The 23,202-nt window shown below is 68.4% G+C and carries 23 protein-coding genes, 3 tRNA genes and 1 other RNA gene; 11 read left to right on the top strand and 16 right to left on the bottom strand.

Features of this window, described 5'->3' with window-relative positions; translation table 11 throughout:
* Positions 1–81: 81 nt before the first annotated feature.
* From ettA to P5G52_RS10805, 3 genes are all read right to left on the bottom strand, one after another.
* Positions 82–1,764 (bottom strand): energy-dependent translational throttle protein EttA, encoded by a 1,683-nt coding sequence (gene ettA, locus P5G52_RS10815; protein WP_301227266.1) that lies wholly within the window; start codon positions 1,762–1,764, stop codon positions 82–84.
* A gap of 90 nt (positions 1,765–1,854) precedes the next feature.
* Positions 1,855–2,430: a DUF6993 domain-containing protein gene (locus P5G52_RS10810; RefSeq protein ID WP_301227264.1), complete on the bottom strand. Its 576-nt coding sequence runs from the start codon at positions 2,428–2,430 to the stop codon at positions 1,855–1,857.
* Between the two features lie 239 nt (positions 2,431–2,669).
* Positions 2,670–3,278, bottom strand: coding sequence for a single-stranded DNA-binding protein (locus P5G52_RS10805; protein WP_301227262.1), 609 nt, complete (start codon positions 3,276–3,278; stop codon positions 2,670–2,672).
* A gap of 217 nt (positions 3,279–3,495) precedes the next feature.
* Here P5G52_RS10805 and P5G52_RS10800 point away from each other — a divergent pair, with 217 nt between their 5' ends.
* Complete coding sequence (locus tag P5G52_RS10800) at positions 3,496–3,939, top strand: DUF6098 family protein (protein ID WP_301227260.1); 444 nt, start codon at positions 3,496–3,498, stop codon at positions 3,937–3,939.
* Between the two features lie 98 nt (positions 3,940–4,037).
* Here the strand turns inward: P5G52_RS10800 and P5G52_RS10795 are convergent.
* The 3 genes from P5G52_RS10795 to mptB form a co-directional block, all read right to left on the bottom strand.
* A tRNA-Arg gene (locus tag P5G52_RS10795) sits at positions 4,038–4,110 on the bottom strand.
* 52 nt (positions 4,111–4,162) lie between these two features.
* Positions 4,163–4,582, bottom strand: coding sequence for a DUF3224 domain-containing protein (locus P5G52_RS10790; RefSeq protein ID WP_301227258.1), 420 nt, complete (start codon positions 4,580–4,582; stop codon positions 4,163–4,165).
* Between the two features lie 80 nt (positions 4,583–4,662).
* Positions 4,663–6,183, bottom strand: a complete 1,521-nt coding sequence (gene mptB / locus P5G52_RS10785) for a polyprenol phosphomannose-dependent alpha 1,6 mannosyltransferase MptB (RefSeq protein WP_301227256.1) — start codon at positions 6,181–6,183, stop codon at positions 4,663–4,665.
* A 318-nt stretch (positions 6,184–6,501) separates the two neighbouring features.
* Here mptB and orn point away from each other — a divergent pair, with 318 nt between their 5' ends.
* The 4 genes from orn (at position 6,502) to def (ending at position 9,210) form a co-directional block, all read left to right on the top strand.
* The gene (orn, locus tag P5G52_RS10780) at positions 6,502–7,104 is read left to right on the top strand and encodes an oligoribonuclease (RefSeq protein WP_301227254.1); all 603 of its coding nucleotides are present in this window, start codon (positions 6,502–6,504) and stop codon (positions 7,102–7,104) included.
* Positions 7,105–7,242: 138 nt separating this feature from the next.
* Positions 7,243–7,315: transfer RNA gene (locus P5G52_RS10775), tRNA-His, on the top strand.
* A gap of 144 nt (positions 7,316–7,459) precedes the next feature.
* The gene (locus tag P5G52_RS10770; RefSeq protein ID WP_301227252.1) at positions 7,460–8,632 is read left to right on the top strand and encodes an acyl-CoA dehydrogenase family protein; all 1,173 of its coding nucleotides are present in this window, start codon (positions 7,460–7,462) and stop codon (positions 8,630–8,632) included.
* Between the two features lie 5 nt (positions 8,633–8,637).
* Entirely contained in the window at positions 8,638–9,210 is a 573-nt protein-coding gene (gene def, locus P5G52_RS10765) for a peptide deformylase (RefSeq protein ID WP_301227250.1), read from the top strand.
* Positions 9,211–9,311: 101 nt separating this feature from the next.
* On the opposite strand, the gene P5G52_RS10760 is transcribed toward def, so the two are convergent.
* The 3 genes from P5G52_RS10760 to rnpB form a co-directional block, all read right to left on the bottom strand.
* Complete coding sequence (locus P5G52_RS10760; protein ID WP_301227248.1) at positions 9,312–10,568, bottom strand: MFS transporter; 1,257 nt, start codon at positions 10,566–10,568, stop codon at positions 9,312–9,314.
* A 641-nt stretch (positions 10,569–11,209) separates the two neighbouring features.
* Positions 11,210–11,485, bottom strand: a complete 276-nt coding sequence (locus P5G52_RS10755) for a hypothetical protein (protein WP_301227246.1) — start codon at positions 11,483–11,485, stop codon at positions 11,210–11,212.
* Positions 11,486–11,614: 129 nt separating this feature from the next.
* Positions 11,615–12,011, bottom strand: an RNA gene (gene rnpB, locus P5G52_RS10750) — RNase P RNA component class A.
* A gap of 80 nt (positions 12,012–12,091) precedes the next feature.
* Between rnpB and P5G52_RS10745 the strand changes: the two genes are divergently transcribed.
* A complete protein-coding gene (locus P5G52_RS10745; RefSeq protein WP_301227244.1) occupies positions 12,092–12,853 on the top strand; it encodes a YaaA family protein in 762 nt (253 codons plus the stop codon).
* Positions 12,854–12,856: 3 nt separating this feature from the next.
* On the opposite strand, the gene P5G52_RS10740 is transcribed toward P5G52_RS10745, so the two are convergent.
* The 3 genes from P5G52_RS10740 to P5G52_RS10730 form a co-directional block, all read right to left on the bottom strand.
* Positions 12,857–13,720 (bottom strand): reverse transcriptase-like protein, encoded by an 864-nt coding sequence (locus tag P5G52_RS10740; protein WP_301228766.1) that lies wholly within the window; start codon positions 13,718–13,720, stop codon positions 12,857–12,859.
* Positions 13,721–13,812: 92 nt separating this feature from the next.
* Entirely contained in the window at positions 13,813–14,556 is a 744-nt protein-coding gene (locus tag P5G52_RS10735) for a zinc ribbon domain-containing protein (RefSeq protein ID WP_301227242.1), read from the bottom strand.
* Positions 14,557–14,656: 100 nt separating this feature from the next.
* Positions 14,657–15,535, bottom strand: coding sequence for a Nif3-like dinuclear metal center hexameric protein (locus tag P5G52_RS10730; RefSeq protein ID WP_301227240.1), 879 nt, complete (start codon positions 15,533–15,535; stop codon positions 14,657–14,659).
* A 104-nt stretch (positions 15,536–15,639) separates the two neighbouring features.
* On the opposite strand from P5G52_RS10730, the gene msrA reads away from it, so the two are divergent.
* The 3 genes from msrA (at position 15,640) to epsC (ending at position 17,852) form a co-directional block, all read left to right on the top strand.
* Complete coding sequence (gene msrA, locus P5G52_RS10725) at positions 15,640–16,164, top strand: peptide-methionine (S)-S-oxide reductase MsrA (protein ID WP_301227238.1); 525 nt, start codon at positions 15,640–15,642, stop codon at positions 16,162–16,164.
* A 107-nt stretch (positions 16,165–16,271) separates the two neighbouring features.
* Positions 16,272–17,207, top strand: coding sequence for a cysteine synthase A (cysK, locus tag P5G52_RS10720; protein ID WP_301227236.1), 936 nt, complete (start codon positions 16,272–16,274; stop codon positions 17,205–17,207).
* A 57-nt stretch (positions 17,208–17,264) separates the two neighbouring features.
* Positions 17,265–17,852, top strand: a complete 588-nt coding sequence (epsC, locus tag P5G52_RS10715; protein WP_087075947.1) for a serine O-acetyltransferase EpsC — start codon at positions 17,265–17,267, stop codon at positions 17,850–17,852.
* 66 nt (positions 17,853–17,918) lie between these two features.
* Here epsC and gndA read toward each other — a convergent pair whose 3' ends face one another.
* On the bottom strand, positions 17,919–19,355 hold the full coding sequence (gene gndA, locus P5G52_RS10710; protein ID WP_301227233.1) for an NADP-dependent phosphogluconate dehydrogenase: 1,437 nt from the start codon (positions 19,353–19,355) through the stop codon (positions 17,919–17,921).
* Positions 19,356–19,588: 233 nt separating this feature from the next.
* Here gndA and rlmN point away from each other — a divergent pair, with 233 nt between their 5' ends.
* Both rlmN and P5G52_RS10700 read left to right on the top strand, forming a co-directional pair.
* A complete protein-coding gene (gene rlmN, locus P5G52_RS10705) occupies positions 19,589–20,815 on the top strand; it encodes a dual-specificity RNA methyltransferase RlmN (RefSeq protein ID WP_301227231.1) in 1,227 nt (408 codons plus the stop codon).
* A gap of 98 nt (positions 20,816–20,913) precedes the next feature.
* Positions 20,914–20,986: transfer RNA gene (locus P5G52_RS10700), tRNA-Val, on the top strand.
* 89 nt (positions 20,987–21,075) lie between these two features.
* Here P5G52_RS10700 and P5G52_RS10695 read toward each other — a convergent pair.
* From P5G52_RS10695 to P5G52_RS10685, 3 genes are all read right to left on the bottom strand, one after another.
* Positions 21,076–21,621 (bottom strand): hypothetical protein, encoded by a 546-nt coding sequence (locus tag P5G52_RS10695; protein WP_301227229.1) that lies wholly within the window; start codon positions 21,619–21,621, stop codon positions 21,076–21,078.
* 161 nt (positions 21,622–21,782) lie between these two features.
* Complete coding sequence (locus P5G52_RS10690) at positions 21,783–22,739, bottom strand: NAD-dependent protein deacetylase (protein WP_301227227.1); 957 nt, start codon at positions 22,737–22,739, stop codon at positions 21,783–21,785.
* Complete coding sequence (locus P5G52_RS10685; protein WP_301227225.1) at positions 22,736–23,200, bottom strand: redoxin domain-containing protein; 465 nt, start codon at positions 23,198–23,200, stop codon at positions 22,736–22,738. Before P5G52_RS10685 ends, P5G52_RS10690 begins: the two co-directional genes overlap by 4 nt.
* Positions 23,201–23,202: the final 2 nt, after the last annotated feature.

Raw genomic sequence — 23,202 nt, 5'->3', positions numbered from 1 at the left:
TTAGCCAGTCCAACATCCGGGGACCAGTTCAGCCAGCCGTGTGCCCCTTTCCGTGGTTCCGCTCCGGTTCCCCGGTCGACCCTAGTCGCGCGTGAGGCGGCGGTGGGTGACGCGGTGCGGCTTCGCAGCGTCGGCGCCGAGGCGCTCCACCTTGTTCTCCTCGTAGGCGTCGAAGTTGCCCTCGAACCAGTACCAGCTGTCCGGATTCTCCTCGGTGCCCTCGTAGGACAGGATGTGCGTCGCCACCCGGTCGAGGAACCACCTGTCGTGCGAGACCACCACGGCGCAGCCTGGGAACTCCAGCAGGGCGTTCTCGAGGCTCGAGAGCGTCTCCACGTCGAGGTCGTTGGTGGGCTCGTCGAGGAGCAGCAGGTTGCCTCCCTGCTTGAGTGTCATCGCGAGGTTGAGCCGGTTGCGCTCGCCACCGGACAGCACGCCGGCCTTCTTCTGCTGGTCCGGACCCTTGAAGCCGAACGCCGAGACGTAGGCTCGGGACGGCATCTCGACCTGGCCGACCTGGATGTAGTCGAGACCGTCGGAGACAACCTCCCACAGCGACTTGTTGGGATCGATCCCGCCCCGTGACTGGTCCACGTAGGAGATCTTCACCGATTCACCGATCCGCAATTCGCCGCCGTCGAGGGGCTCGAGGCCCACGATGGTCTTGAACAGCGTGGTCTTGCCGACGCCGTTGGGGCCGATGACCCCGACGATGCCATTGCGCGGCAGCGAGAAGGACAGTCCGTCGATGAGGATGCGGTCGTCGTAGCCCTTGCGCAGGTCGTGGGCCTCGATGACCTGGCTTCCGAGCCGGGGGCCGGGCGGGATCTGGATCTCCTCGAAATCGAGCTTCCTCGTGCGCTCGGCCTCGGCGGCCATCTCCTCGTAGCGGTTCAGTCGTGCCTTGGACTTCGTCTGGCGCCCCTTGGCATTGGAGCGGACCCACTCGAGTTCCTCGCTGAGGCGCCGGGAGAGCTTCTGGTCCTTCTTGCCCTGGACCTCGAGGCGCGCGCGCTTCTTCTCGAGATAGGTGGAGTAGTTGCCCTCGTACGGGTACAGGTGACCGCGGTCCACTTCGGCGATCCATTCCGCGACATGGTCGAGGAAGTACCGGTCGTGGGTGACGGCCAGGACGGCGCCCGCGTAGGACTTGAGGTGCTGCTCCAGCCAGAGCACGCTTTCGGCGTCCAGGTGGTTGGTGGGCTCGTCGAGGAGCAGGAGGTCCGGCTTCTGCAGCAGCAGCTTGCAGAGCGCGACGCGTCGGCGCTCGCCGCCTGACAGGACGGTGACGTCGGCTTCCGGCGGTGGGCAGCGCAGCGCGTCCATGGCCTGCTCCAGCTGAGAGTCGAGGTCCCAGGCGTCGGCAGCGTCGATGGCCTCCTGGAGCTTGCCCATCTCGTCGAGCAGCGTGTCGTAATCCGCGTCCGGGCTGGCCATCTCTTCGGAGATCTCGTTGAACCGCTGGATCTTCCCGTAAATCTCGCCCACGCCCTCCTGAACGTTGCCGAGGACGGTCTTCTCCTCGTTCAGGGGCGGTTCCTGCAGGAGGATGCCGACCGTGTAGCCGGGGCTGAGGCGCGCCTCACCGTTCGAGGGGGTGTCAAGGCCCGCCATGATCTTCAGGATGGTGGACTTACCGGCACCATTCGGTCCGACGACGCCGATCTTCGCGCCAGGGAAGAACGACATGCTCACGTCGTCGAGGATTACTTTGTCGCCAACGGCCTTGCGGGCCTTGGTCATTGTGTAGATAAATTCCGCCATACACCTAAGGCTAGTGCTTGCCTAGCCTTATCTCACATTTGGCTAGGTCCGGACCGGCCCGTCGCGGCCGGACGGTGTCCGGTGGGGCTGCTATCGCTGGTCACCGACGAAACACCGGCCGGAGGCGAGCGCGGGAAGCACCGCCACGGACACAGCGCCCTCGCGCACCTCCCCCACGATGCACGTTCCATCGGTACGCCCGGCGCCCTGGATGGCATCGACGTCGAGCCCTGTCGGCGTCCGATCGATCGACACCTCCACCTCCTCGGGCGCCGACCCGGCGTCGGCGAAGCCCTGCTCGATGGCACCCCGGACCTGGTCGCTCGACACCGAGTCCTGGCTGCCGGCCACCGTTCGCAGTGCCGCTTCGACGGCTGCCGCAATCCTTGGGGCGTCCACCTCCGGCGAGGAAGGCACCGCGGACAGCGCTGGTGCAGTATCGGCCGGCGCTGGTGTTGCATCGGCCGGCTGCCCGGATGCCGTGGCGGAGTCGGCCGGCGCGGCAGTCGGTGACGAGGTGCCGCTGTCGGTGAGGGCATCCGGCGACGGCGAGGGTGATGTCGTGCAGGAGGTGAGCGTGAGCGCTGCACCCGCCGCGAGCGCGGCGAGGGTCCGGCGCCAGGCAGGTGCTCGGTGCTGCGGCTTCGCGGGAGGGGCATTGGTCACCCGTTCATCCTGCCACGCACGCGGCATCCTGCCCGGCATCGAGCCGGCACCAGAACGGCGTCGAGCCGCCATCAGCCCGGCATGCCGCCGCCATCGGGACGGCAACGACCCGACATCAGAACGGCATCAGACCGGCATCAGACCGGCATCAGACCGGCGTCAAGCAGCCAGCACGCCTGGCCTCACACCGGCGATTGCACCCGCCCAGCGACGCCCTCGCCAGAAGGGGGCACCCCTCGCTAGAAGGGGGCACCCGTTGCTTCGAGCAGCTCGTCGCGGTCCTTTCCGTCGTGCCCGATCGCGGCGTCGTCCCCTGCGTCATCCCCCGAGCCGGCCGCTGCGGCGTCGTCACCTTCCGGGCCGACATCGGGCCCACCGCCGTACACCTCACCGGTAGCGGCATCGACGACGTCGGGGACACCGGCTTCGGCGGAAAGGCCAGCCCCATGGTCGTCGGGCACAGCGCCCGTCGGCGCCTCGCTCCGGTTGGCCGCCGTCCTGATGAAGTTCGCCGTGCCCCACATCAGGTCGTGGCCGGCCGTGTCGGCCTCGATCTCGACAGACGTCCCCGTCCGTCCGTCGGCATTGCTCCACGGTCGCACCTTCAGCCGGCCGGAAACGATCACTCGATCCCCCTTCTTGATGCTGGCGCCTGCATTGGTCGCGAGCTGCCGGAACATCGAGACGGAGTACCAGTTCGTGTGGCCGTCCACCCACGCACTGGTTTCCCTGTCGAAGCGGCGCTCGGTGGAGCACATGCGGAAACCCGTGATGGCCAGGCCGCTCGATGCCACGGTCAGCCGCACCTCGGTGGCGACATAGCCCCGCACGGTGATGATGTCGGTCATGATCTGTCCTTCCGTTGCGTGGAGGGCGGCAATGCCTGCGGCCCGGCTCAAGTCTCGGTTCGACGCCGGCAGCGGGGAGGGAGGGACCGTCCTATGTTGATAACCGCTTGGACGGCATTACCGGACGGCCCTAGGTGAACAGCGCGCGGAGTGGAAGTGGTGCAGGGGTACCAATCACCGCTTGAGGCGCACAGGCAAACGTTCCTAGCGTTGAGGTATGGACACAGCAGCACCTCCCGAGACCACCGGGACCGATGAGCGCGTCATCGGCACCCTCAGCGAACTGGCCGACCTCGTGCGGGGCGCGGAGACGCTTTACCTCCGCTACTCGTGCGGCTTCGAGGCGGACCGGGGCTCGACCAGTGAGGACGGCGAAAGCGGGCTCGCCCTGCCGGGGCTGTCCGTCAACCCGCTGACCCCCGAGCAGTGGTGGACCCGCCCGCTCGAGGACTGGCTGGCACGCCAGATCTGCCAGTACCGGCACCTGGCGGAGGACGAGGAGAGATTCCCCTGGGTCCTGACGGGACGATGCGTGGGGCGGGGCCCTGACTGCGAGCCGCTCCTCGCCGATGTGAAGCCGCTCGGCCGGCTGCACGAGGACCTTCTGCACGAGGCCGGGCGCGTGTACGACGAGAGATTCGATACCGGCAACCTCCCGTAGTCCGGCCGGGCGCTGGCAACGGCGGGACGGGGAAGGACACGGACGGCGGGACGGGGAATACAGAGGGCCGGACGCCTCGGCGTCCGGCCCTCATCCTGTGCCCCCGGCAGGATTCGAACCTGCGACCAGAGGATTAGAAGGCCCCTGCTCTATCCCCTGAGCTACGGAGGCATTTCCCCCAGTTTACTATGGACGCTTCCACCTATCCCGGAACCGCACCGACCTACTCGTCGTCGCCGGCGAAACTCACCCTCAGTTCGAGGCGATGCTGGCCGTCCGGATCCTGCGAATAGATGGCCTTGCCCGAGATGCCGCGGAGCCCGTCCGTGCCGGAACCCGGGATGATGTGACCGGAGCTCGCAGCATCGGATCCCTCGGCGACCCCCCAGTGCTGGACCGTCATCGCGCCGGTGCGGTCCCCGATGGTCCCCACGAACTGTTCAGATGCCACATACCCCGCACCGATGTCGTTTCCCGCCATCAGCAGTTCCGCCGTGCTCGTCCCGCTGATCTCACCTTCGAAGACCTTTGCGGCCCGGACCCGGGACAGTTCGCCGGTGCTGCCGGGCTCGGAATAGGTCTCGGCATCCCAGGCGGTGATCTCGAACTCGCCGCTGTACGTCGTCGTTCCTGTTTCAATCATCTGCTTAGTATTGCCGCTCGCCGCCGGTCCCGCATGCCGATTCCCGCCGGATCCGCCGTTTCCGGACCGGTTTCCCGGCGTCAGTGCAATTGGCCCGGCGCCAGTGGCCGGTAACGACGCCGGAACAGGATCTTCGTACTGCGGTCGACGAAGACCAGGTAGAGCGCGAAGCCGAGGGCGACGACGGCGGCCACCTGGCGCGCCATCATCAGGCTGAAGTCGAAGTAGGGGAAGATGTCCAGCTGGTCCGAGATCGCATAGACCATGAAGAAGGCGACGGTGAAGTAGAGGAACTTCACCTGCCAGTCGTCGCGTATCCCCGTGACGGCGAACAGCGGAATGAGCCAGACGACGTACCAGGACTGGATCATCGGCGAGAGGACGACGACGGCGGCGAACGCTATGGCGAGCCTCCGGACGAGGCGGCTGTGGTCGCCGCGGAAGATCTGCAGCGCGATGATCACCAGGGAGGCCAGGCGCGCGAGGGTATGGAACACATTGGCGATGTCCCACCCGTTCAGGCCGACGGCGTTGCCCAGCGTGGCGATGACCAGTCCGATGAAGCCGACCGGGGCGTACCAGATCCAGACGCTGCCGGGGGTGCTGAGCGCGCCGACCCAGCCGAAGCCGAAGGTGTTCACGACGCCCATGATCCAGAGGATCCCGAGGGACAGCCCGGCGGTCAGGAACCAGTAAAGGAAGCGCCGTGGCCAGGAGGCTCCCCTGCCGGCCCACATCAGCCCCACGAAGGGCAGGAAGATCAGGGTGATCGGTTTGATCCCGACGGACAGCGTGATCAGCAGGATCCCGACCACCGGGCGCTTCGTCGCAGCGCAGTACAGCCCTGCGAGCGCGAGGCCGATCATCAGCGAATCGTTGTGGATCGACGCCACGAAGTTGATGAGGAACAGCGGGTTGGCGACGGTCAGCCAGAGAGCGCGGTTCGCATTGATCGAGTGAAGGGTGGCGAGCTTCGGGACGAAGTAGACGCAGAGCGCCACACCGATGAGGGCTACGACCCTGAACAGGATGATCGAGGTGTCGGGGTGACCGCCCGTCACCCTGACGATGCCCTCCTCGATCCAGAGGAACACCGGACCGTACGGCGTGGGGCTCTGGGCCCAGAGGTCGTCGGCCCCGATCTGGAGGTAGTTCGAGATCTGGGAGTAGCCGTCCACGTAGGGGTTCAGCTTGGCGACCATGACCTGGCCCTGGGCTATGTAGGCGAAGACGTCCCGGCTGAACAGGGGCAGTGCCGCGGCAAGCGGGATGGTCCAGGCGACGATGGCTCTCATCAGGTGCGGCCGGGTGTCATCCGACCAGCCGTTCAGCCGCTGGCCCAGCCGGAGCCACGCCCGGATCAGGAGCATGCCGCCCAGCGCCAGGAGCAGGACGGACAGCACAGCCCCGGCGGGCTCGAAGCGCAGCCAGATGATGACGGGGTTGCGCCGAAGTTCCGCGGACGCCAGCGACAGCCAGCCGACGCCGAGCGATCCCATCCACATCATCAGGGACCCGATGAATCCCTGGACGATCGCGACATTGGGACGGTTCGGCCCCGGCTGCGTCTCGACCTCGGTGAGCGGGACCTGGGCGGCCATCTGGGGAATCCAATCGTCGGCAAGCAGAAGTCGGCGGGGAACGCCCATGTCCTCAGGCCGGTGGCCGCAGAAGGCTGAACGGCGGGAACTCCGCGGTACGGCGCCCTTGCTGGAGGCAGCAGGGTTACCCAGATCTCCCCGCAGCCCTGAGCGAACTGTTCGAATATTAGCACCGGGGCCTGGTGCCGGCCGGGCAGCCAGCCGGGCGAGAGGCCCTCGACAGGAGCATCGGACGGTAGGCGGGTCGCCACCAGGCCGCGAAGGACGGGCGCGAAGGATGGGCGCGAAGGCGTCGGCACCGGACGGTAGATTGGTCGAATGCCGATATCGAATGAACACATCGTCTGGATCGACTGCGAGATGACAGGGCTGGACCTCGCCCATGACGCCCTCATCGAAGTCGCCGTCCTCGTGACCGACGCCGAACTCAACATCCTGGGTGACGGTGTGGACGTGGTGATCAAGCCCACGCCCGAGGCCCTCGCGCAGATGGGTGATTTCGTGCGGGAGATGCACACGACGTCGGGCCTGCTCGAGGAACTCGACGGCGGCATCTCCATGGCGGAGGCCGAGCAGCAGGTCCTGGACTACATCAGGAAGTGGGTGCCGGAGCCGAGGAAGGCTCAGCTGGCCGGCAACTCCGTCGGGACGGACCGGACCTTCCTCGTCCGCGACATGCCGCTCGTCGTCGATCACCTGCACTACCGCATCATCGACGTGTCGACCATCAAGGAACTCGCTCGCCGCTGGTTCACGCGCGCCTACTTCCAGTCGCCCGCCAAGACGGGCGGGCACCGGGCGCTCGGCGACATCGAGGATTCGATCCGGGAGCTGCGCTACTACCGCGCCGCGGTCTTCGTCCCCTCGCCCGGACCGGACTCGGCCACGAGCAAGGCCATCGCCCGCACGATCGTGCCCTGACGCTCCCCTGTGTGCTCCGGGGCGGCGCCGTCGGCGCGGCGGTCCGGAGCACTCCAAAAAGTGTGTAAACTTGTATCCGCTGCCTTTCGCAGACAGCCTGGAGGAAGTATTCCGCCGGGCCGGCCGCGAAGACACTTGGTGGGTATAGCTCAGTTGGCAGAGCGCCTGGTTGTGGTCCAGGAGGTCGCGGGTTCAACCCCCGTTACTCACCCTCAGTCGTCAGGATGAATCCTGGCCACGTATGCCGCTCCGGAGATCATCCGGGGCGGCATACGCATTTCCGGCCCCAGCAAGCCCCGGCCCGGACGGCATGGTGTGAACCGCCTCCGGCTGACAGCAATGAAGGACCAAGACCATGGATCGCACGGTGTTCGAAGAGGATCACGAGCTTTTCCGGGACGTCGCCCGTGAGTTCAACGACCGTGCCGTCGCTCCTCACTACGCGGGCTGGGACCAGCAGCACATGATGGACCGGTCCGTCTGGACCGCCGCGGGCGAGCAGGGCCTGCTCGGACTGGCCGTACCCGAGGAGTTCGGTGGCGCGGGGATGCCCGACTACCGCTTCCGCGCCGTGCTCGATGAGGAGTTCGCCCGCAGCAACCACCTCGCCGTCGGGCTCGCCTTCCACCTGCACGACGACCTGGTCCTTCCGCACCTGCTCGCCCACGGGTCGAACGACCTCAAGGAGCGGTGGCTCCCGGGCATGGTCTCCGGCGAGATCGTGACCTCCTGCGCATGGACGGAACCCGGAGCCGGCAGTGACCTGCGCGGGATCCGGACCAAGGCGGTGCGCGACGGCGACGACTGGCTCATCACCGGCCAGAAGGTCTTCATCGGCAATGGCATCAGCGGGGACGCCTCCCTCGTGCTCGCCCGCACGGACGGCAGTTCCGGCCGCGGCTCCAGTGACTCCTTCTCCCTGTTCATGGTGCGCAAGGGCGAGGGCTACACCCCCGGGCGCCAACTGGACAAGATGGGCCTGCGGGCCTCCGATACCGCGGAACTGTTCTTCGACAACGTGCGGGTTCCCGGAGCCGACCTCGTCGGCGAGGTCGGCGAGGGCCTGCGCTACAGCCTCGAGCAGATCCCGCAGGGCCGCCTCGGCATCGCCGTCGCCTCCTCCGCCCTCGCACGGGCCACCTACGAGCAGACCGTCCGGTACGTCACGGAGCGCAGCGCCTTCGGTGAGCGCGTGCTCGACTTCCAGAACACCCGCCACGTCCTCGCCGACGTCCTGACCGAGGTCGAGGTGACCGAGGCCTTCGTCGACCAGGCGGTACTCGCGTTCAACGCGGGGACGCTGACGCCGACCGCCGCAGCGCAGGCCAAGCTGTGGGCGAGCGAGCGGGCCAAGTCCATCACGGACCGGTGCCTCCAGCTGCACGGCGGCTACGGCTACATCCTCGAATACCCGGTCTCGCAGGCCTTCCTGGCCGCACGTCTGCTGACCATCTTCGGCGGTACCAGCGAGATCATGCGCGAATCCATCGGCCGGTCGATCGCGGACCGGCGCACCCAGAACAGGTAGGTCCCATGACTGTCCACCCCATCACCATCATGGGCGAACCGGTCCTCCACCGGCGTGCCCAGCCGGTCGAGTCCTTCGACGACGAGTTGCGCACCCTGATCGCCGACATGTTCGAGACCATGGACGTCGCCAACGGCGTGGGTCTCGCGGCGCCGCAGATCGGCGTGGGCCTGAGGATCTTCGTGTACGGCATGGAGAACGACGACGGCGTGGCGCCGCGTGGCGTCCTCGTCAACCCCACACTCGTGACCACCAAGATCCCCGGGTCGGACCCCGATCCCGAGGACGAGTCCGAGGGCTGCCTCTCAGTCCCTGGGGAGGCCTTCCCGCTCAAGCGTGCCGAGTGGACGCGGGTCTCCGGGTTCGACGGCGACGGCGCGCCCGTCGAGTTCGAGGCCACGGGATGGTTCGCCCGCTGCATGCAGCACGAGTACGACCACCTGGACGGGAAGCTCTACGTCGACCGCCTCAACAACCGGCAGGCGCGGAAGGCCAAGAAGGCGATGCAGAACCACGGCTGGGGGGTGCCGGGACTCACCTGGATGCCCGGCGTCGATCCGGACCCGTTCGGCCACTAGGACCGCCTGCTCCGCCCGCCCGTCGGGGCTCCTGTCCGGACGGGTTCCCGGCGGACTTTCGACCGGGTCCGTGCAGCCGCGTCGCGAGCGGGGACGCAGGGTCAGGTGCTCTTCGAAGCCCCGAGCCGGGAGTCGGCGGCGGGAGCCTCGACGAGGTCCTCCAGGCGCCGGACGCCCCGCAGCGGCCCGAGCAGGGCCACGAGCGGGGCAGTACATGCGATGACGACGCCGATCAGGATGGCCTCGCGGATCCCGAGCGTCTCCGCGAAGATGCCCGCGAGCAGGCTTGCCAGCGCGAGCATCCCCCAGCTCACCGTCCGGGATGCCGCACCCAGCCGTCCCATCATCCCCGGCGGGCAGACGCGCTGCCGAAAGCTCGAGCCGACCACGATGTTCCAGGCAACGCTCGCTCCCATGGCGAACATGCCGAGGATTCCCCAGGCCATGCCCCACCCGGGGGTGATGATCAGCAGCGAGGCGTAGCCGAACACGCCGGGCACCATGGACCAACGCCACAGCGGGCCCGAGCCGAACCGTTCCCCCATCCAGTTCGCCGTGACCCCGCCGACCGCTCCGCCGACGGATGCCGCCGCCAGCAGCAGGCCCAGCCAGACCTCCGACTCCCCCAGTGTCCTCAGGACCAGCAGGACGATCAGGGAGGCTGCGATGTTACCGCCGAGGTTCCACAGGGCCGCATTGAAGAGGATGGCGCGCAGGGGCGCCGTGCTGAAGGTGTACCGGAGGCCTTCGTACATCTCGCGGAGGACCCGCCGGTCGCTCTGCGGCTGCACCACCTCCGCAACGTCGAGGCGCTGGATGGCCACGAGGGAGACGATCGACGTCGCCAGCTGCACGACCAGGGTGTTGGACGCGCCTGCCGCACTGGTGAGCCAGCCTGCCGCCGAGCGGCCGGCCGCATCCGCCGCGGCGCCCGAGCCGGTGATGAGGCCGTTGCCCTCCATCAGCTCGTCCGGCGTGATGGCCTGTTGGACCAGGGCGGCATCCGCCAGCTGGAAGAACACGGACGTGATCCCGGCGACGAAGGCAGCACCGAACAGCAGGGGTGTGCTGAGGAATCCGAGCCAGTAGCCCACCGGCAGCAGGGCGAGCACGATCACGCGTACGGCGAGTGATGCCAGCATCACCGGCTTCCGGGGTAGCCGGTCCACCCAGACGCCGATGACGAGCCCGAAGAGGAGCCAGGGCAGGAACGTCATGCCGGCAAGCGCCGCGACCTCGAAGTTGCTGGCGTCGAGTTCCACCGCGGCGATGATCGGCAGTGCTACGGCTGCGACAGCGTTGCCGAGCACCCCGGACGTGCTCGAAACCATCAGGGCCCGGAAGTTCTGGTTGCGCACCAGAAGGTGTCTTCTCCCTGTACCCCCAGCGCTCATCCGATCACCCTAACGGAGGACGCGTAGGGATCCCTGCCGCATTCGGCCACTTCTCGGCCTCACTTCCCCTGCTCTTGACGGCGGAGATCCCGCGGCCGATAATAGTTCGCTTTGGTAATAACTTGCTGCCCTGCCGGAAGTTCCCGGTTTCTCCCTTGGCTTAGCTCGTCCACTGAGATTGCCGCGCGGGAACGGGGAGCGGAAAATGGTGTCTGGGTGGGTGTCCCGCGGTCGTTCCCCAGCAGTACCGCGGTCGATGCGCTCCCGAGGCGGCTATAGACGCCGGGCGGTCCCCCTACCTCTTGAGACCGGGTACGGGGGACCGTTTTCTGCCCGGCCTCGCGTAGCCCGACGTCGGGAATCACCGGCGCCTTCGGAAACCACCGGTGTGCGAGGTGAACGGGCCGGCCCAAAGCCCCAGCAGTATGCCGACCCGTTCGTTACCGTCGCGATTGCGTTTGAGACCTGCGGCGGTTCCCATAGGGTAGGCCGCCCGGCGCGTGGGACAACGCACGACGCGCCGGGCGCGTACCAGAACCGTCGCGGGACGGAACCGCCCTCTGGGCGATGCCCGTCGCAAAGCACTCCGGCTGCTGTCCCTGCCGCTACGCCTCACCCGCGAGGAAAGCCGCACTGCGCTCGGCGATGTCTCCCACCCGGGTCTGGAGGCCGTGTTCCTCGGCGAGGTCGTTGACCGCCACGCCCAACAGGTCCACCTGAGGGAGCGGCAGCTCGCGAACCCCGTACAGCCACTCCTCCACCTCGTGCTCACTGGCATCGCCGGAGTCGGCGAAGTACGTCAGCCACAGTTCCTCCGGCGTCGCGTGCATCAGGCGCATCATGGCCGAGACGTCGCTCCGATGTTCCGCAATGGTTGTCATTGCTGCCCTCCTGTCGGCCCAGCCTGGACATGATGCAACCAAGGCGGCCGTTCCCGCGCAACCCGAATTATGGCATTGCACTATCCCGGCAAGGAGGGGCGATGCCTGCCGAAGGGCGGCAGGGGTCGAGGGATGGGTCGACCGATACGCCGGGTTCTGTCATCGCACGCCGTTACCGTCGCGCGAGTGGCGGCCATCCATCTACGGACGCCGTTGCCGACGCCCTCCAGCGGCCTACCCGTGCACTCGGGCGGGCAGCCCTCGAACGTGCACTGTCTGGCCTTGCTCCGGGTGGGGTTTACCGAGCCACGCCGGTCACCCGGTGTGCTGGTGGTCTCTTACACCGCCTTTTCACCCTTACTGCCGGCAGCGGCCGAAGCCTGCCGCGGACAGCGGTCTCTTTTCTGTGGCACTGGCCTGCGGGTTACCCCGAGTGGGCGTTACCCACCACCCTGCCCTGCGGAGCCCGGACGTTCCTCGGTGGAGCAGTGCGAACACCATCCAACGCGGCCGCCTGGTCGACCCATCCAGGAACCATTCTAGGCGGCCCAGGCGGCCGTCCTGTCCGGGGCACGACGAGCCGCGCGGGTTGGGTACAGTTGATCGGTGCTGATCCTGCTTCCCCCGTCCGAAGGCAAGTCCGCAGCCCGCAAGGGCAGCCCGGTCCACCTGGAGGACCTGCACTTCCCGCAACTCAACGAGGCCCGCCGGGCTGTCCTCGCCGCCCTCAAAAGCGCCAGCAGCGCCGACGACGCGCACGCGATCCTCGGCGTAGGAGAATCCCTCGCAGCCGATGTGGCCCGGAACCTGGTGCTCGACGTCGCGCCGGCCGCACCCGCACACGACGTCTACTCCGGAGTCCTCTACGATGCGCTCGGCTACGCCGGCATGACGCCGGTGCAGAAGCGCAGGGCACGCGAGCACTGCGTCGTCGTCTCGGGCCTGTGGGGTGCCATCGCGTTCGGCGATCCGATCCCGGCCTACCGGTTGTCGATGTCGGTCGACCTGCCCGGGACGGGACGGCTGGCGGGCTTCTGGAAGAAGCATCTCGCCTCTCCCCTGGCCGAGCACGCAGGCGCGGGGCTCGTCGTCGACTGCCGGTCGAGCACCTACGCCGCTGCCTGGGCGCCGCCGGCGCAGCAGAGCGCGGCAGTCAACGTGGTCCAGCTGCGCAACGGCAAGAGGACCGTCGTGTCCCATTTCGCCAAGCACACGCGCGGCGAATTCGCCCGCCACCTGCTCACGCGGCGCGGCGCCGCGCCGGAGACGGCGGAGGCCCTGCTCAGGGTGGCCCGCGAGAAGTGGACGGCGGAGCTCGAGCCCGCCGGCGCCCGGAAGCCCGCGCAGCTCACGATCGTGCTCGACTGACGGTCAGTCGGCGACCAGCTCCACTTCGAAGCCCTCGGCGTTCTCGAGGTAGGCGGCGTAGTGCTCCGGCCCGCCCGCGAAGGGGTGCCTGTCCGTGAACATCAGGGACCACCCGTGACTCGCAGCACGCCGTGCCAGCAGATCGACGTCGGCTCGTGCGCCGGCGCGGAACGCGAGGTGGTTCACTCCTGGCCGGCGGCGCTCGTGGGCGCCGGCGGCGACGTCGGGACCGCTCTCGAGGACGAGGTAGAACTCGTCGGAGCCGTAGCTCACCCCGTCCTTCCACGAGTCCCTGCGGGGGAAGCCCAGCCGTTCGAGAAGCCAGCCAAGGCTCGCCTCCGCGGCAGCGAGGTCCTGGGTCCACACCTCCAGGTGGTGGAGCCTGCCTGCGGGACGGGGTGCCTCCTCGACCGGCGCATCGGGCTCCGCCGGCTGCACGGCAGCGACACGCGGTTTCCACTCGACGCCGGCCATGCCGGCATCCATCGCCTCGTTGGACAACCGGTCGGCGTCCTTGTTCCGCTCGCGTGGAATCCACTCGTAGCTCACCTGGCGCGGATCGAGGACCTTCCGCGCCTTGGCCGCCAGCGTCCGCATGTCGGCGTGCTTGATCTGCCACCGGCCGGACATCTGCTCGACGACCAGCTTGGAGTCCATCTTCACGTGGACGGAGGCCTGGGGGTTGATCTCGCGGGCCAGCTCCAGCCCCGAGACGAGCCCTGAGTACTCCGCCACGTTGTTGGAGGCCTTGCCGATGTAGGCGGCCTTCTCCACGAGGATGCGGCCCGTCTCCGGGTCGCGCACGAGGGCGCCGTAGCCCGCGTGCCCGGGGTTGCCGCGCGATCCGCCGTCGGCTTCGACGACCAGTCGCGCAGGGGCGCCCTGGTCCTGTTGGGGTGATGCGCTCTTCTCCGAGGTACTGGATGCGTACGGGTCGAACAACTGCTGATCTGTCACGGCTACTGGTTTCCCCAGTCGCTGGACCGGACGAGGATGCACCCGGAGTCGGGGCACAGCACGATGTCGTCCGGGGCGGAACCGGAGATGTCGGCGAGGTCGCCCGGGCTCAGCTGCATCCCCGAGCCCTCGGACTTGCCGTGGAAGAGCCGCGCCGCCCCCACTCCGCGCCGGGTGAGGATCCGCTCGTAGATCGCGAGCAGCGCCGCGTCGAACGTCGCCGCGAGTTCGTCGCGCTGCGCCTGCACCTGGCCGCGCTGCCCCTCGAGGGCTGCGAGTTCGGCGTCACGCGCCTCCTCGAGGGCCCGGAGTTCCGCCCTGACGGAGTCCGTCCGGCCCTGGACCTCGGCCTTAGCGGCGCGTGCCGCCTCCACCCGTTCCATGACGTCGAGTTCGACGTCCTCGAGGTCGGAGCGCCGCCTGGTGAGGGAAGCGACCTCGTGCTGCAGCGCCGTCAGGTCCTTCGAGGTCCCGGTTCCGCTGTTGAGGCGCTTCTCGTCGCGTTCGAGGCGGTTGACGACGGCCTGCACCTCGTCTTCCGCGCGGGTCAGCTCACGCTCGAGGTCCCCCAGCTCCGTGGTGGCGCGCACGAGCTCCGCGTCCACCTCGGCCACCCGGGCGGCGACCGTGCCGAGCTCGGGATTGGCGCGCGCGGCAGCAGCCTGCCGGCTCAGCTTGTTGAGGGTCGAATCGAGCGCCTGCAGGTCGAGCAGGCGGAGTTGTTCCTCGGGTGCAGCCTTGGCCACGGTTAACCTCCAGGATGGGTCGGATGGGGCACGACGAGCGGGCGTGGGCGTCGTCCAAGCCTAGGCCACGTCGCCTCGACCGGACGTCAGCGACGGGACGTCAGGGGCCGGGGGTGAGGACGAAGTCCCAGGGGTCCGTGTTGACACTGCTGACCCGGATATCGGTCGTGAAGCCCCGCGCGCCGAGCACATCGCCCAGGGCGTCCGCGGCCGGCGTCAGCCACAGCCACTCGCTGCCGAAGTGGGACACGTCGATCAGGTAGGGCGGGCCGCCCGCTGCGGCCTCCCGGACCTCGAAGGCCGGATGGTGGCGCAGGTCGGCGGTGACGTAGACATCGGCCCGGCTGGCACGGACGCGGTCGAACAGGGAGTCGCCGGCCCCACCACACACGGCCACGCGGCGCACCAGCGCATCGCTGTTCCCTGCGACCCGGACCCCTCCTGCCACGGCGGGCAGGAGGGAGAAGACCGCCTCGGCGAAGGCACCGAGCGTCACCGGTGCCCCGAGATCGCCGACGCGCCCGATGCCCTCCTCGGGCAGGCCCCCGGCAGCCGGTGCGAGCGGTTCGACGTCGCGTAGCCCGAGGGCGTCGGCCAGGACGTCGGACACGCCGCCGACCGCACTGTCGCCGTTGGTGTGGACGGTCACGAGGGCGCATCCCGCCTCGATCAACCGATGGACGACGTCCCCCTTGAATCCGGACGCCGCGACCGACGAGACGGGCTTCAGCAGGAGCGGGTGGTGGGACACGATCATCGACGCTCCCCAGGCGAGCGCCTCGTCGAGGACGGCAGCGGACGGGTCGACAGTGAACAGGATCTTCGCCGCCCGGTTCTCCGCCCTGCCTGCCACGAGCCCGACGGCGTCCCAGCCCTCGGCGAGGCTCTCGGGCCACAACTCGCCGATGGCGAGGAGGACGTCGCCGACGGTCGGTGCCGCCGCTGCCACCGGAGCGTCGTCGTGCTGGTTCTGTTCCATGACACCAGTAATACCCCCGCCGTGGAACGCCTCCAACTTCCGCCGTCCACCGGCGGCTGATCCGCCCCGGGAATCATCCGCGCTCGCGGCGCATTGACAAGGACATGAAGACTTTCGTGCTCGGAGGAGGCTGTTTCTGGTGCCTCGACGCCCTTTACCAGAAGACCCGCGGAGTGACCGAGGTCGTCTCGGGCTACACCGGCGGGCATACGAGGCACCCTGACTACGATTCCGTCTGCTCGGGCATGACCGGCCACGCGGAGGTGGTGGCGGTGACCTTCGACGAGGACGTCATCCCGGAGGACGTCATCCTGGACATGTTCTTCGTGTCCCACGACCCCACCACGCTGAACCGGCAGGGCTACGACGTCGGCACGCAGTACCGCAGCGTCATGTACTACCAGGACGCGGAGCAGAAGGACCTGTTCGAGGACGCGATCAGGCGCAACCAGGAGAACTGGAAGAACCCGATCGTCACCGAGGTCAGCAGGCTCCCCCAGTTCCACGTGGCGGAGGACTGGCACCAGAACTACTACGCGAAGCACCCGGAGCAGGGCTACTGCCAGGTGATCATCAACCCGAAGCTGTCCAAGGCGCGGAAATATTACGCCCAGTGGCTTGCCGCGTAGGAGCGACCCGGACCACCCGTTAAACTGACCGCCGTCGGTCCCGGGCGGTTCGGATTCGCCCCGCCCGACGCCGACATCCACCGCACCCCGAACAGGCAGGCTCCCGCATGGCAAAGATCTATGACGACGTTACCCAGTTGGTGGGACGGACGCCCCTCGTCCGCCTCAACCGCCTGACCGAGGGGCTCGACGCCCAGGTCGCCGTCAAGCTGGAGTTCTACAACCCCGCCAACAGCGTGAAGGACCGCATCGGCGTGGCCATCATCGACGCGGCGGAGCAGGCAGGCGCCCTCCGTCCCGGTGGAACGATCGTCGAGGGCACCTCCGGCAACACCGGCATCGCCCTGGCCATGGTGGGAGCCGCGCGGGGATACAAGGTCATCCTGACGATGCCGGAGACCATGTCCACGGAGCGGCGCGTCATGCTGCGGGCCTACGGTGCCGAGATCGTGCTGACCCCGGGCTCGGAGGGCATGCGCGGCGCCGTCGACAGGGCGAAGGACATCGTCGCCACGACGGAGAACGCGATCTGGGCGCAGCAGTTCGCCAACGCCGCGAACCCGGCGATCCACCGCACCACCACGGCGGAGGAGGTCTGGGAGGACACTGACGGCGAGGTCGACATCTTCGTCGCCGGTGTCGGCACCGGCGGCACCATCACCGGCGTCGGTCAGGTGCTGAAGGAGCGCAAGCCCGGCGTGCAGATCGTCGCCGTCGAGCCCGCTGACTCCCCCATCCTCAACGGCGGAGCTCCGGGCCCCCACAAGATCCAGGGCCTCGGCGCCAACTTCATCCCCGAGAACCTGGACCGTGAGGCGTACGACGAGGTACTGGACGCGACGGTCGAGGACTCCGTCCGGGTTGCACGCGCCCTCGGCACCCAGGAGGGCATCCTCGGCGGTATCTCGTCCGGAGCCATCGTCTGGGCAGCCCTCGAGCTCGCGAAGCGTCCGGAGAACGCCGGTAAGCTCATCGTGGCCGTTGTCTGCGACTTCGGCGAACGCTACATCTCCACGGTGCTCTTCGACGACATCCGCGGCTGAGCCCGCACGACCTCGGACACCGTCCGAGACCATGACATCCCCAGGAAAAGGTAGCCGGTGAGCTTTCTAGAACGACTGCGCGAGGACCTCGAAACCGCACGGACCCACGATCCGGCGGCCCGCGGTTCCTTCGAGAACACCGTCGTGTACTCCGGACTCCATGCCATCTGGGTGCATCGCCTCACCCACCGCATGTGGCGCAACGAGAAGCTGCGCTTCCCCGCGCGCGCCCTCGCCCAGCTCGCGCGGGCACTCACCGGGGTCGAGATCCACCCGGCGGCGACCATCGGGCGCCGGTTCTTCATCGACCACGGAATGGGCATCGTGATCGGCAGCACCGCGGAGATCGGCGACGACGTCATGCTCTACCAGGGCGTGACGCTCGGCGGCCGCTCCCTGGAGAAGGTCAAGCGCCACCCCACCATCGGTGACCGCGTCACCATCGGGGCGGGGGCCAAGGTGCTGGGGCCCATCACCATCGGGGCGGGCAGCGCCGTCGGCGCCAACGCCGTCGTGGTGAAGGACACGCCACCGGATTCCATCGTCACGGGCATCCCGGCGACGTTCCGGCACCGCGACTCGCGGCGCGAGACGCAGCCCGCCGTCGACCCCGCGGAGTACGTGGACCCTGCCATCTACATCTAGCCGCCTCCATGCGCAACGACAGAAGCCCCGGACCTCGGTCCGGGGCTTTTGTCGTTTCGAGAATCGTCAGTGGGTGTCGACGGCTTCGATCTCGGATTTGTCCTCGCCCCAGAGGGTGTGGAAGGTTCCGTCGGTGTCGACGCGGTTGTAGGTGTGTGCTCCGAACAGGTCGCGCAGGCCCTGGGTGAGTGCGGCGGGCAGGCGCTTGCGGCGCAGGCCGTCGTAGTAGGCCAGCGATGCCGAGAAGACCGGGACGGGGATGCCCAACTGCACGGCGGTCGCGACCACGCGGCGCCAGGCCGGGACTGCTCCGGCGATGGCCTCGGCGAAGGCGGGGGCGAGCAGCAGGTTCGCGGGGCGCTCGTCGCCTGCGTAGGCCTTCATGATGTCGTCGAGCAACTCGGCGCGGATGATGCAGCCGGCACGCCACAGGGAGGCGATCTCGTCGAGCTTGAGCTCCCACCCGTACTCCTTCGCCGCCGCGGTGAGCATGTCGATGCCCTGGGCGTAGCTGACGAGCTTGGAGGCATACAGTGCCAGCCGGACGTCCTCCACGAACGTCTCGGGCAGCTCGACGGTGTTCTCGTGGCCCTGCAGGATGTCCTGGGCCAGGACGCGCTGGTCCTTCTGCGAGGACAGGGCGCGGGCGAACACCGACTCGGCGATGCCCGAGGTCGGGCTGCCGAGCTCCAGTGCCGAGACGACCGTCCAGCGGCCGGTGCCCTTCTGTCCGGCGGCGTCGACGACGACGTCCACGAAGGGCTTGCCCGTGCGCTCGTCCGTGTGGCCGAGGACCTCGGCGGTGATCTCGATCAGGAACGAGGACAGGGTGCCCGAGTTCCAGTCGGTGAAGATCTTCGCCTGTTCGGCGGGTTCGATCCCGGCGCCCGAGCGCAGCAGGTCGAAGGCCTCGCCGATGACCTGCATGTCGGCGTACTCGATGCCGTTGTGCACCATCTTCACGAAGTGCCCGGCGCCGTCCGTGCCGATCCAGGTGCAGCACGGCTCACCGTTGTACTTCGCGGAGATCTTCTCCAGCATGGGGCCGAGGGAATCGTAGGACTCGCGGGAGCCGCCGGGCATGATCGACGGGCCCAGGAGCGCACCCTCCTCACCGCCGGAGACCCCGACGCCGACGAAGTGCAGGTCGTGCTGGGAGAGGGCGGCCTCGCGGCGGCGCGTGTCCTCGTAGTGCGAGTTGCCGCCGTCGATCACGATGTCGCCGGGCTCCAGCAGCGGGACCAGCTGGTCGATCACCGAATCCACCGGCTTGCCGGCCTTGACCATGATCAGCACACGCCGGGGCTTCTCGAGGGAGTCGACCAGTTCCTGCAGGGTCTCGGTACGGATGAAGTCGCCATCGTCGCCGTGCTTCTCCAGCAGGATGTCGGTCTTCTCCACCGACCTGTTGTGCAGGGCCACGGTGTAGCCGTTGCGGGCCAGGTTCCGGGCGAGGTTCGCTCCCATGACTGCCAGGCCTGTGACGCCGATCTGTGCGCTCAATGTGTTCTCCGTCGTTTATCCGCTGCATGCAGTGCGCTGCATGTGCCGGTGCTTTCGGGCGCGTTCCCGCGCGGGCCAACCGGCCGCTTTCACACTATTACCGTCGCAACACCCGCCGCCACACGCACGACCGGACCCGCCGTTTTATGTCGGCGGATTCCGAGCGGGGGAAGTGTCCTATCGAACACGCCGTCGACTGGGACGCTGGCGCCATCCATGAAAGAATGATAAGGATGTCCGACGTTACGGTTACCCCCGCCGCCCCTGCCCCTGCCTCCTCGCGCCCTCAGGTGCGCCCCGAAGTGGAGGGCGCCGAGCCGATCGTGTCCAGCGACGGCAGGCCGCTGCTGCAGTTCAAGTCCCCGCGCGTCAGCCAGCCGCCGGTGCACCTCGCGGACCTGACCCTCGCCGAGCGGCAGGACCGGCTGAAGGAACTGGGCCACCAGGGTTTCCGTGCCAAGCAGCTGTCGACGCACTACTTCTCGCACTACACCACGGATCCGGCCGCCATGAGCGACCTGCCGAAGGCGGGGCGCGAGGAACTGGTGAAGGCCATGTTCCCGCCGCTGCTCACCGAGGTGAAGCGCTTGACCACGGACAACGGCGACACCATCAAGTTCCTGTGGCGCCTCTTCGACGGCGCCCTCGTCGAGTCGGTCCTGATGCGCTATCCGGGCCGCGTGACGCTCTGCGTGTCATCCCAGGCGGGGTGCGGCATGAACTGCCCGTTCTGCGCGACGGGCCAGGCCGGCCTGACGCGCAACATGTCCACGGCCGAGATCGTGGACCAGGTCGTCGCCGCGAACCGTGCCCTCGCCGAGGGCGCGCTGGGCGACCTGCGCACCGATGGCGGGCACGACGCCGACCGCGTGACGAACATCGTCTTCATGGGCATGGGCGAGCCGCTGGCCAACTACAAGCGGGTCATGGCGGCCCTGCACCGCTTCGTCGACGACTCCCCCGAGGGTCTCGGCATGTCCGCCCGCAACATCACCGTGTCGACGGTCGGTCTGGTGCCGGCCATCAACAAACTGGCGGCCGAGTCGCTGCCGGTCACCTTCGCGCTGTCGCTCCACGCGCCCGACGACGAACTCCGCGACGAGCTCATCCCGGTGAACACGCGCTGGAAGGTCGACGAGGCCCTCGACGCGGCGTACAACTACTACCGGACCACCGGGCGCCGCGTGAGCATCGAGTACGCGCTCATCAAGGACATGAACGACCACGCGTGGCGTGCCGACCTGCTGGCGAAGAAACTCAACCAGCGCGGCCGTGGCTGGGTGCACGTCAACCCGATCCCGCTCAACCCCACGCCGGGCTCCATCTGGACCGCGTCGGAGAAGAGCGTCTCGACGGAGTTCATCAACCGTCTGCGCGACGCCGGCATCCCCACCACGCTGCGGGATACGCGCGGCAAGGAGATCGACGGCGCCTGCGGACAGCTCGCGGCCGGCGAGTAGCGTGCACGGATTGGCGCGATCCTTCGCCGAGCCGGTATAGTCGATCCTCGTGATGACGCGCTGCCGGCTGTAGCCGGCGGGACGGCATCGCAGGACCAGGGTCTTTAGCTCAGCTGGTAGAGCGCCACGTTTACACCGTGGATGTCATCGGTTCGATCCCGGTAGGACCCACTCGTGAACAGGGAAGCCCCGCAGGTGCCGTACGGCACCTGCGGGGCTTCCTGCATTCCGAGCTCCCCGCGGTCGGCTACGGCGCTCGGCTACTGCCGGGCCTCCGCCACGCCCACGGGCTTGCCGTCGGAGAACGTCACCACGTAGTCCTGGCCCATGATGGTCACGGTGCACTGCAGCGCGCCGACGAGCCTGCAGTCATCGCCGGGGCCGGGCGGGGTCTGGGGCTCCTCGAAGATCGGCTCGAGCAGTTCCGGATCGATCCCCGGTGGCGTGGGCTCGTGGAACGGCATGGAGCCCGGCGGGATGCACGTGTAGGGGTCGGCGGGGTCGGTCCACCAGACCCCTGCCTCGGTGATGGGACACTGCGGGTACGGCGGGACGGGCAGCGAGCCGGGCGGGAGGTCGCCACCCATGCCACTGCCGGGCTGCGCGGGAACAGGAGCAGGCGCAGGAGGCGTGTCCTCGGGCACCGGGGAGTCCTGCCCGCCTATTGCCGTGACCGGATCCGCAACGGCGTCACCGGCGACACCTGAGGGGGCTGGAGCGACAGCGTCCGCGACGGCGGAGACGGGAGCGTCCTCCGCAGCCTGCCCCTGATATTCGAGGGCCAGGGGGGCGACGGCTGCAGCCATCACTGTTCCGAGAGCGACCAGCAGAGACCTTGTTGAATGACGCATGTTCCACCCCAGTTGAGAGACCTATGGGATGAACCTACGGCGCAGCCGATGACGGGGAAACAGTGGGCGCTACTCGCTTTGCGGGTTGACTACTCGGACCAGCCGGTGAAGAACACCTAGGCCCGCGGAACTTCGGGCAACCGTTCGGCCAGGTACGTCAGGGCCTCCGACACGCCTGCCTCGATCTTGAGCGTGGCGAGGTCGTCGCCGCGCGTCCAGCCGCGGTTGATGATGACGGCGGGCTTGCCCGCCTTGACGGCATGCCGGACGAAGCGGAGTCCGCTCATGACCGTCAGGGACGACCCGGCGACCAGCAACGCCCCTGCGGCATCCACCATGGCGTACGCGTCGGCGACACGGTCCTTCGGCACGTTCTCGCCGAAGTAGACGAAGTCCGGCTTCAGCATCCCGCCGCACACCGGGCAGGGCGCCATTACGAAGTCCTCCGTGTCGTCGACATCCGCGTCCGCGTCGGGGGCCACGTCGCCGGCGTCGGACTCCCGCTCGAGGTACCCCGGGTTCAGGTCCTCGAGGATCTCGGCGATGCGCGATCGCGCGAAGGTCGACGCGCACTGCAGGCACACGACGCGATCGAACGTCCCGTGCAGGTCGATGACGTTCACGCTGCCGGCCGCGGAGTGGAGCCTGTCGACGTTCTGGGTGATGAGGCCCGACAGCAGGCCCCGCTGCTCCAGTTTCGCCACGGCTGCGTGGCCCGCGTTCGGGTCGGCACGGCGGAGATGCCGCCAGCCGACGTGGTTGCGCGCCCAGTAGCGGCGGCGGAGCGCCTCGTCGCCCACGAACTGCTGGTAGGTCATGGGATTGCGCGGGACGGACTGCGGGCCGCGGTAATCGGGGATGCCCGAGTCGGTGCTCAGTCCCGCTCCGGTCAGCACGGCAAGCCGCAGGCCACCGAGCAGGTCGACGGCCTGGTCGAGGAGGTCGCGCTCCCCGGGGGCCAGGGGTGCGAGGGCCGACGCCGGCGTCCCGCTCGCGAACCCGGTCAGGCCGAGGCGGGGGTTGGATTCGGGCCCGGGCACGTCCTGCTCGCGCTTGTCCCCCGCCGCCGTCACAGTGCGGCTTCGACCGAGCCCAGCGCTCGCGCGTAGTCGGCGATGGGCCGCCCCTGTCCGTGCGGCGACGACACCACGGCACGCACGGTACCGGAGCCGTCCAGGACGTAGCTGACCCGCTCCGCGTACCCGTGGACGGCGTCGAAGGCGTCGAAGGCGCGGGTCACCGAGCCGTGGGGCCAGAAGTCTGCCAGGAGGTCGAAGGAGATGTCGTTAGCGTCCGCGAAGGCGCGCAGCGTGTACTTGTGGTCGACGGACACCGCGACCAGCGTGACGCCCGCGGCGTCGAAGAGGTCGAGGTTCTCCCGGAGCTGGCCGAGTTCATCGGTACACACGCGGGAGAAGGCGAACGGGAAGAAGACGACGACGGAGCCGCCGACGAGCGACGCGCTGTCCACGGTCTCGCCGAACTGGTTGTCGAGCGTGAACCTGGGCGCGGCGGACCCGACCTCGAGCGGCAAGG

Source organism: Arthrobacter burdickii (genome assembly GCF_030433645.1).
Lineage (GTDB): Bacteria > Actinomycetota > Actinomycetes > Actinomycetales > Micrococcaceae > Arthrobacter_D > Arthrobacter_D burdickii.
The sequence above is the reverse complement of the archived record's forward strand: the minus strand, read 5'-3'. Positions and strand labels throughout refer to the sequence as shown.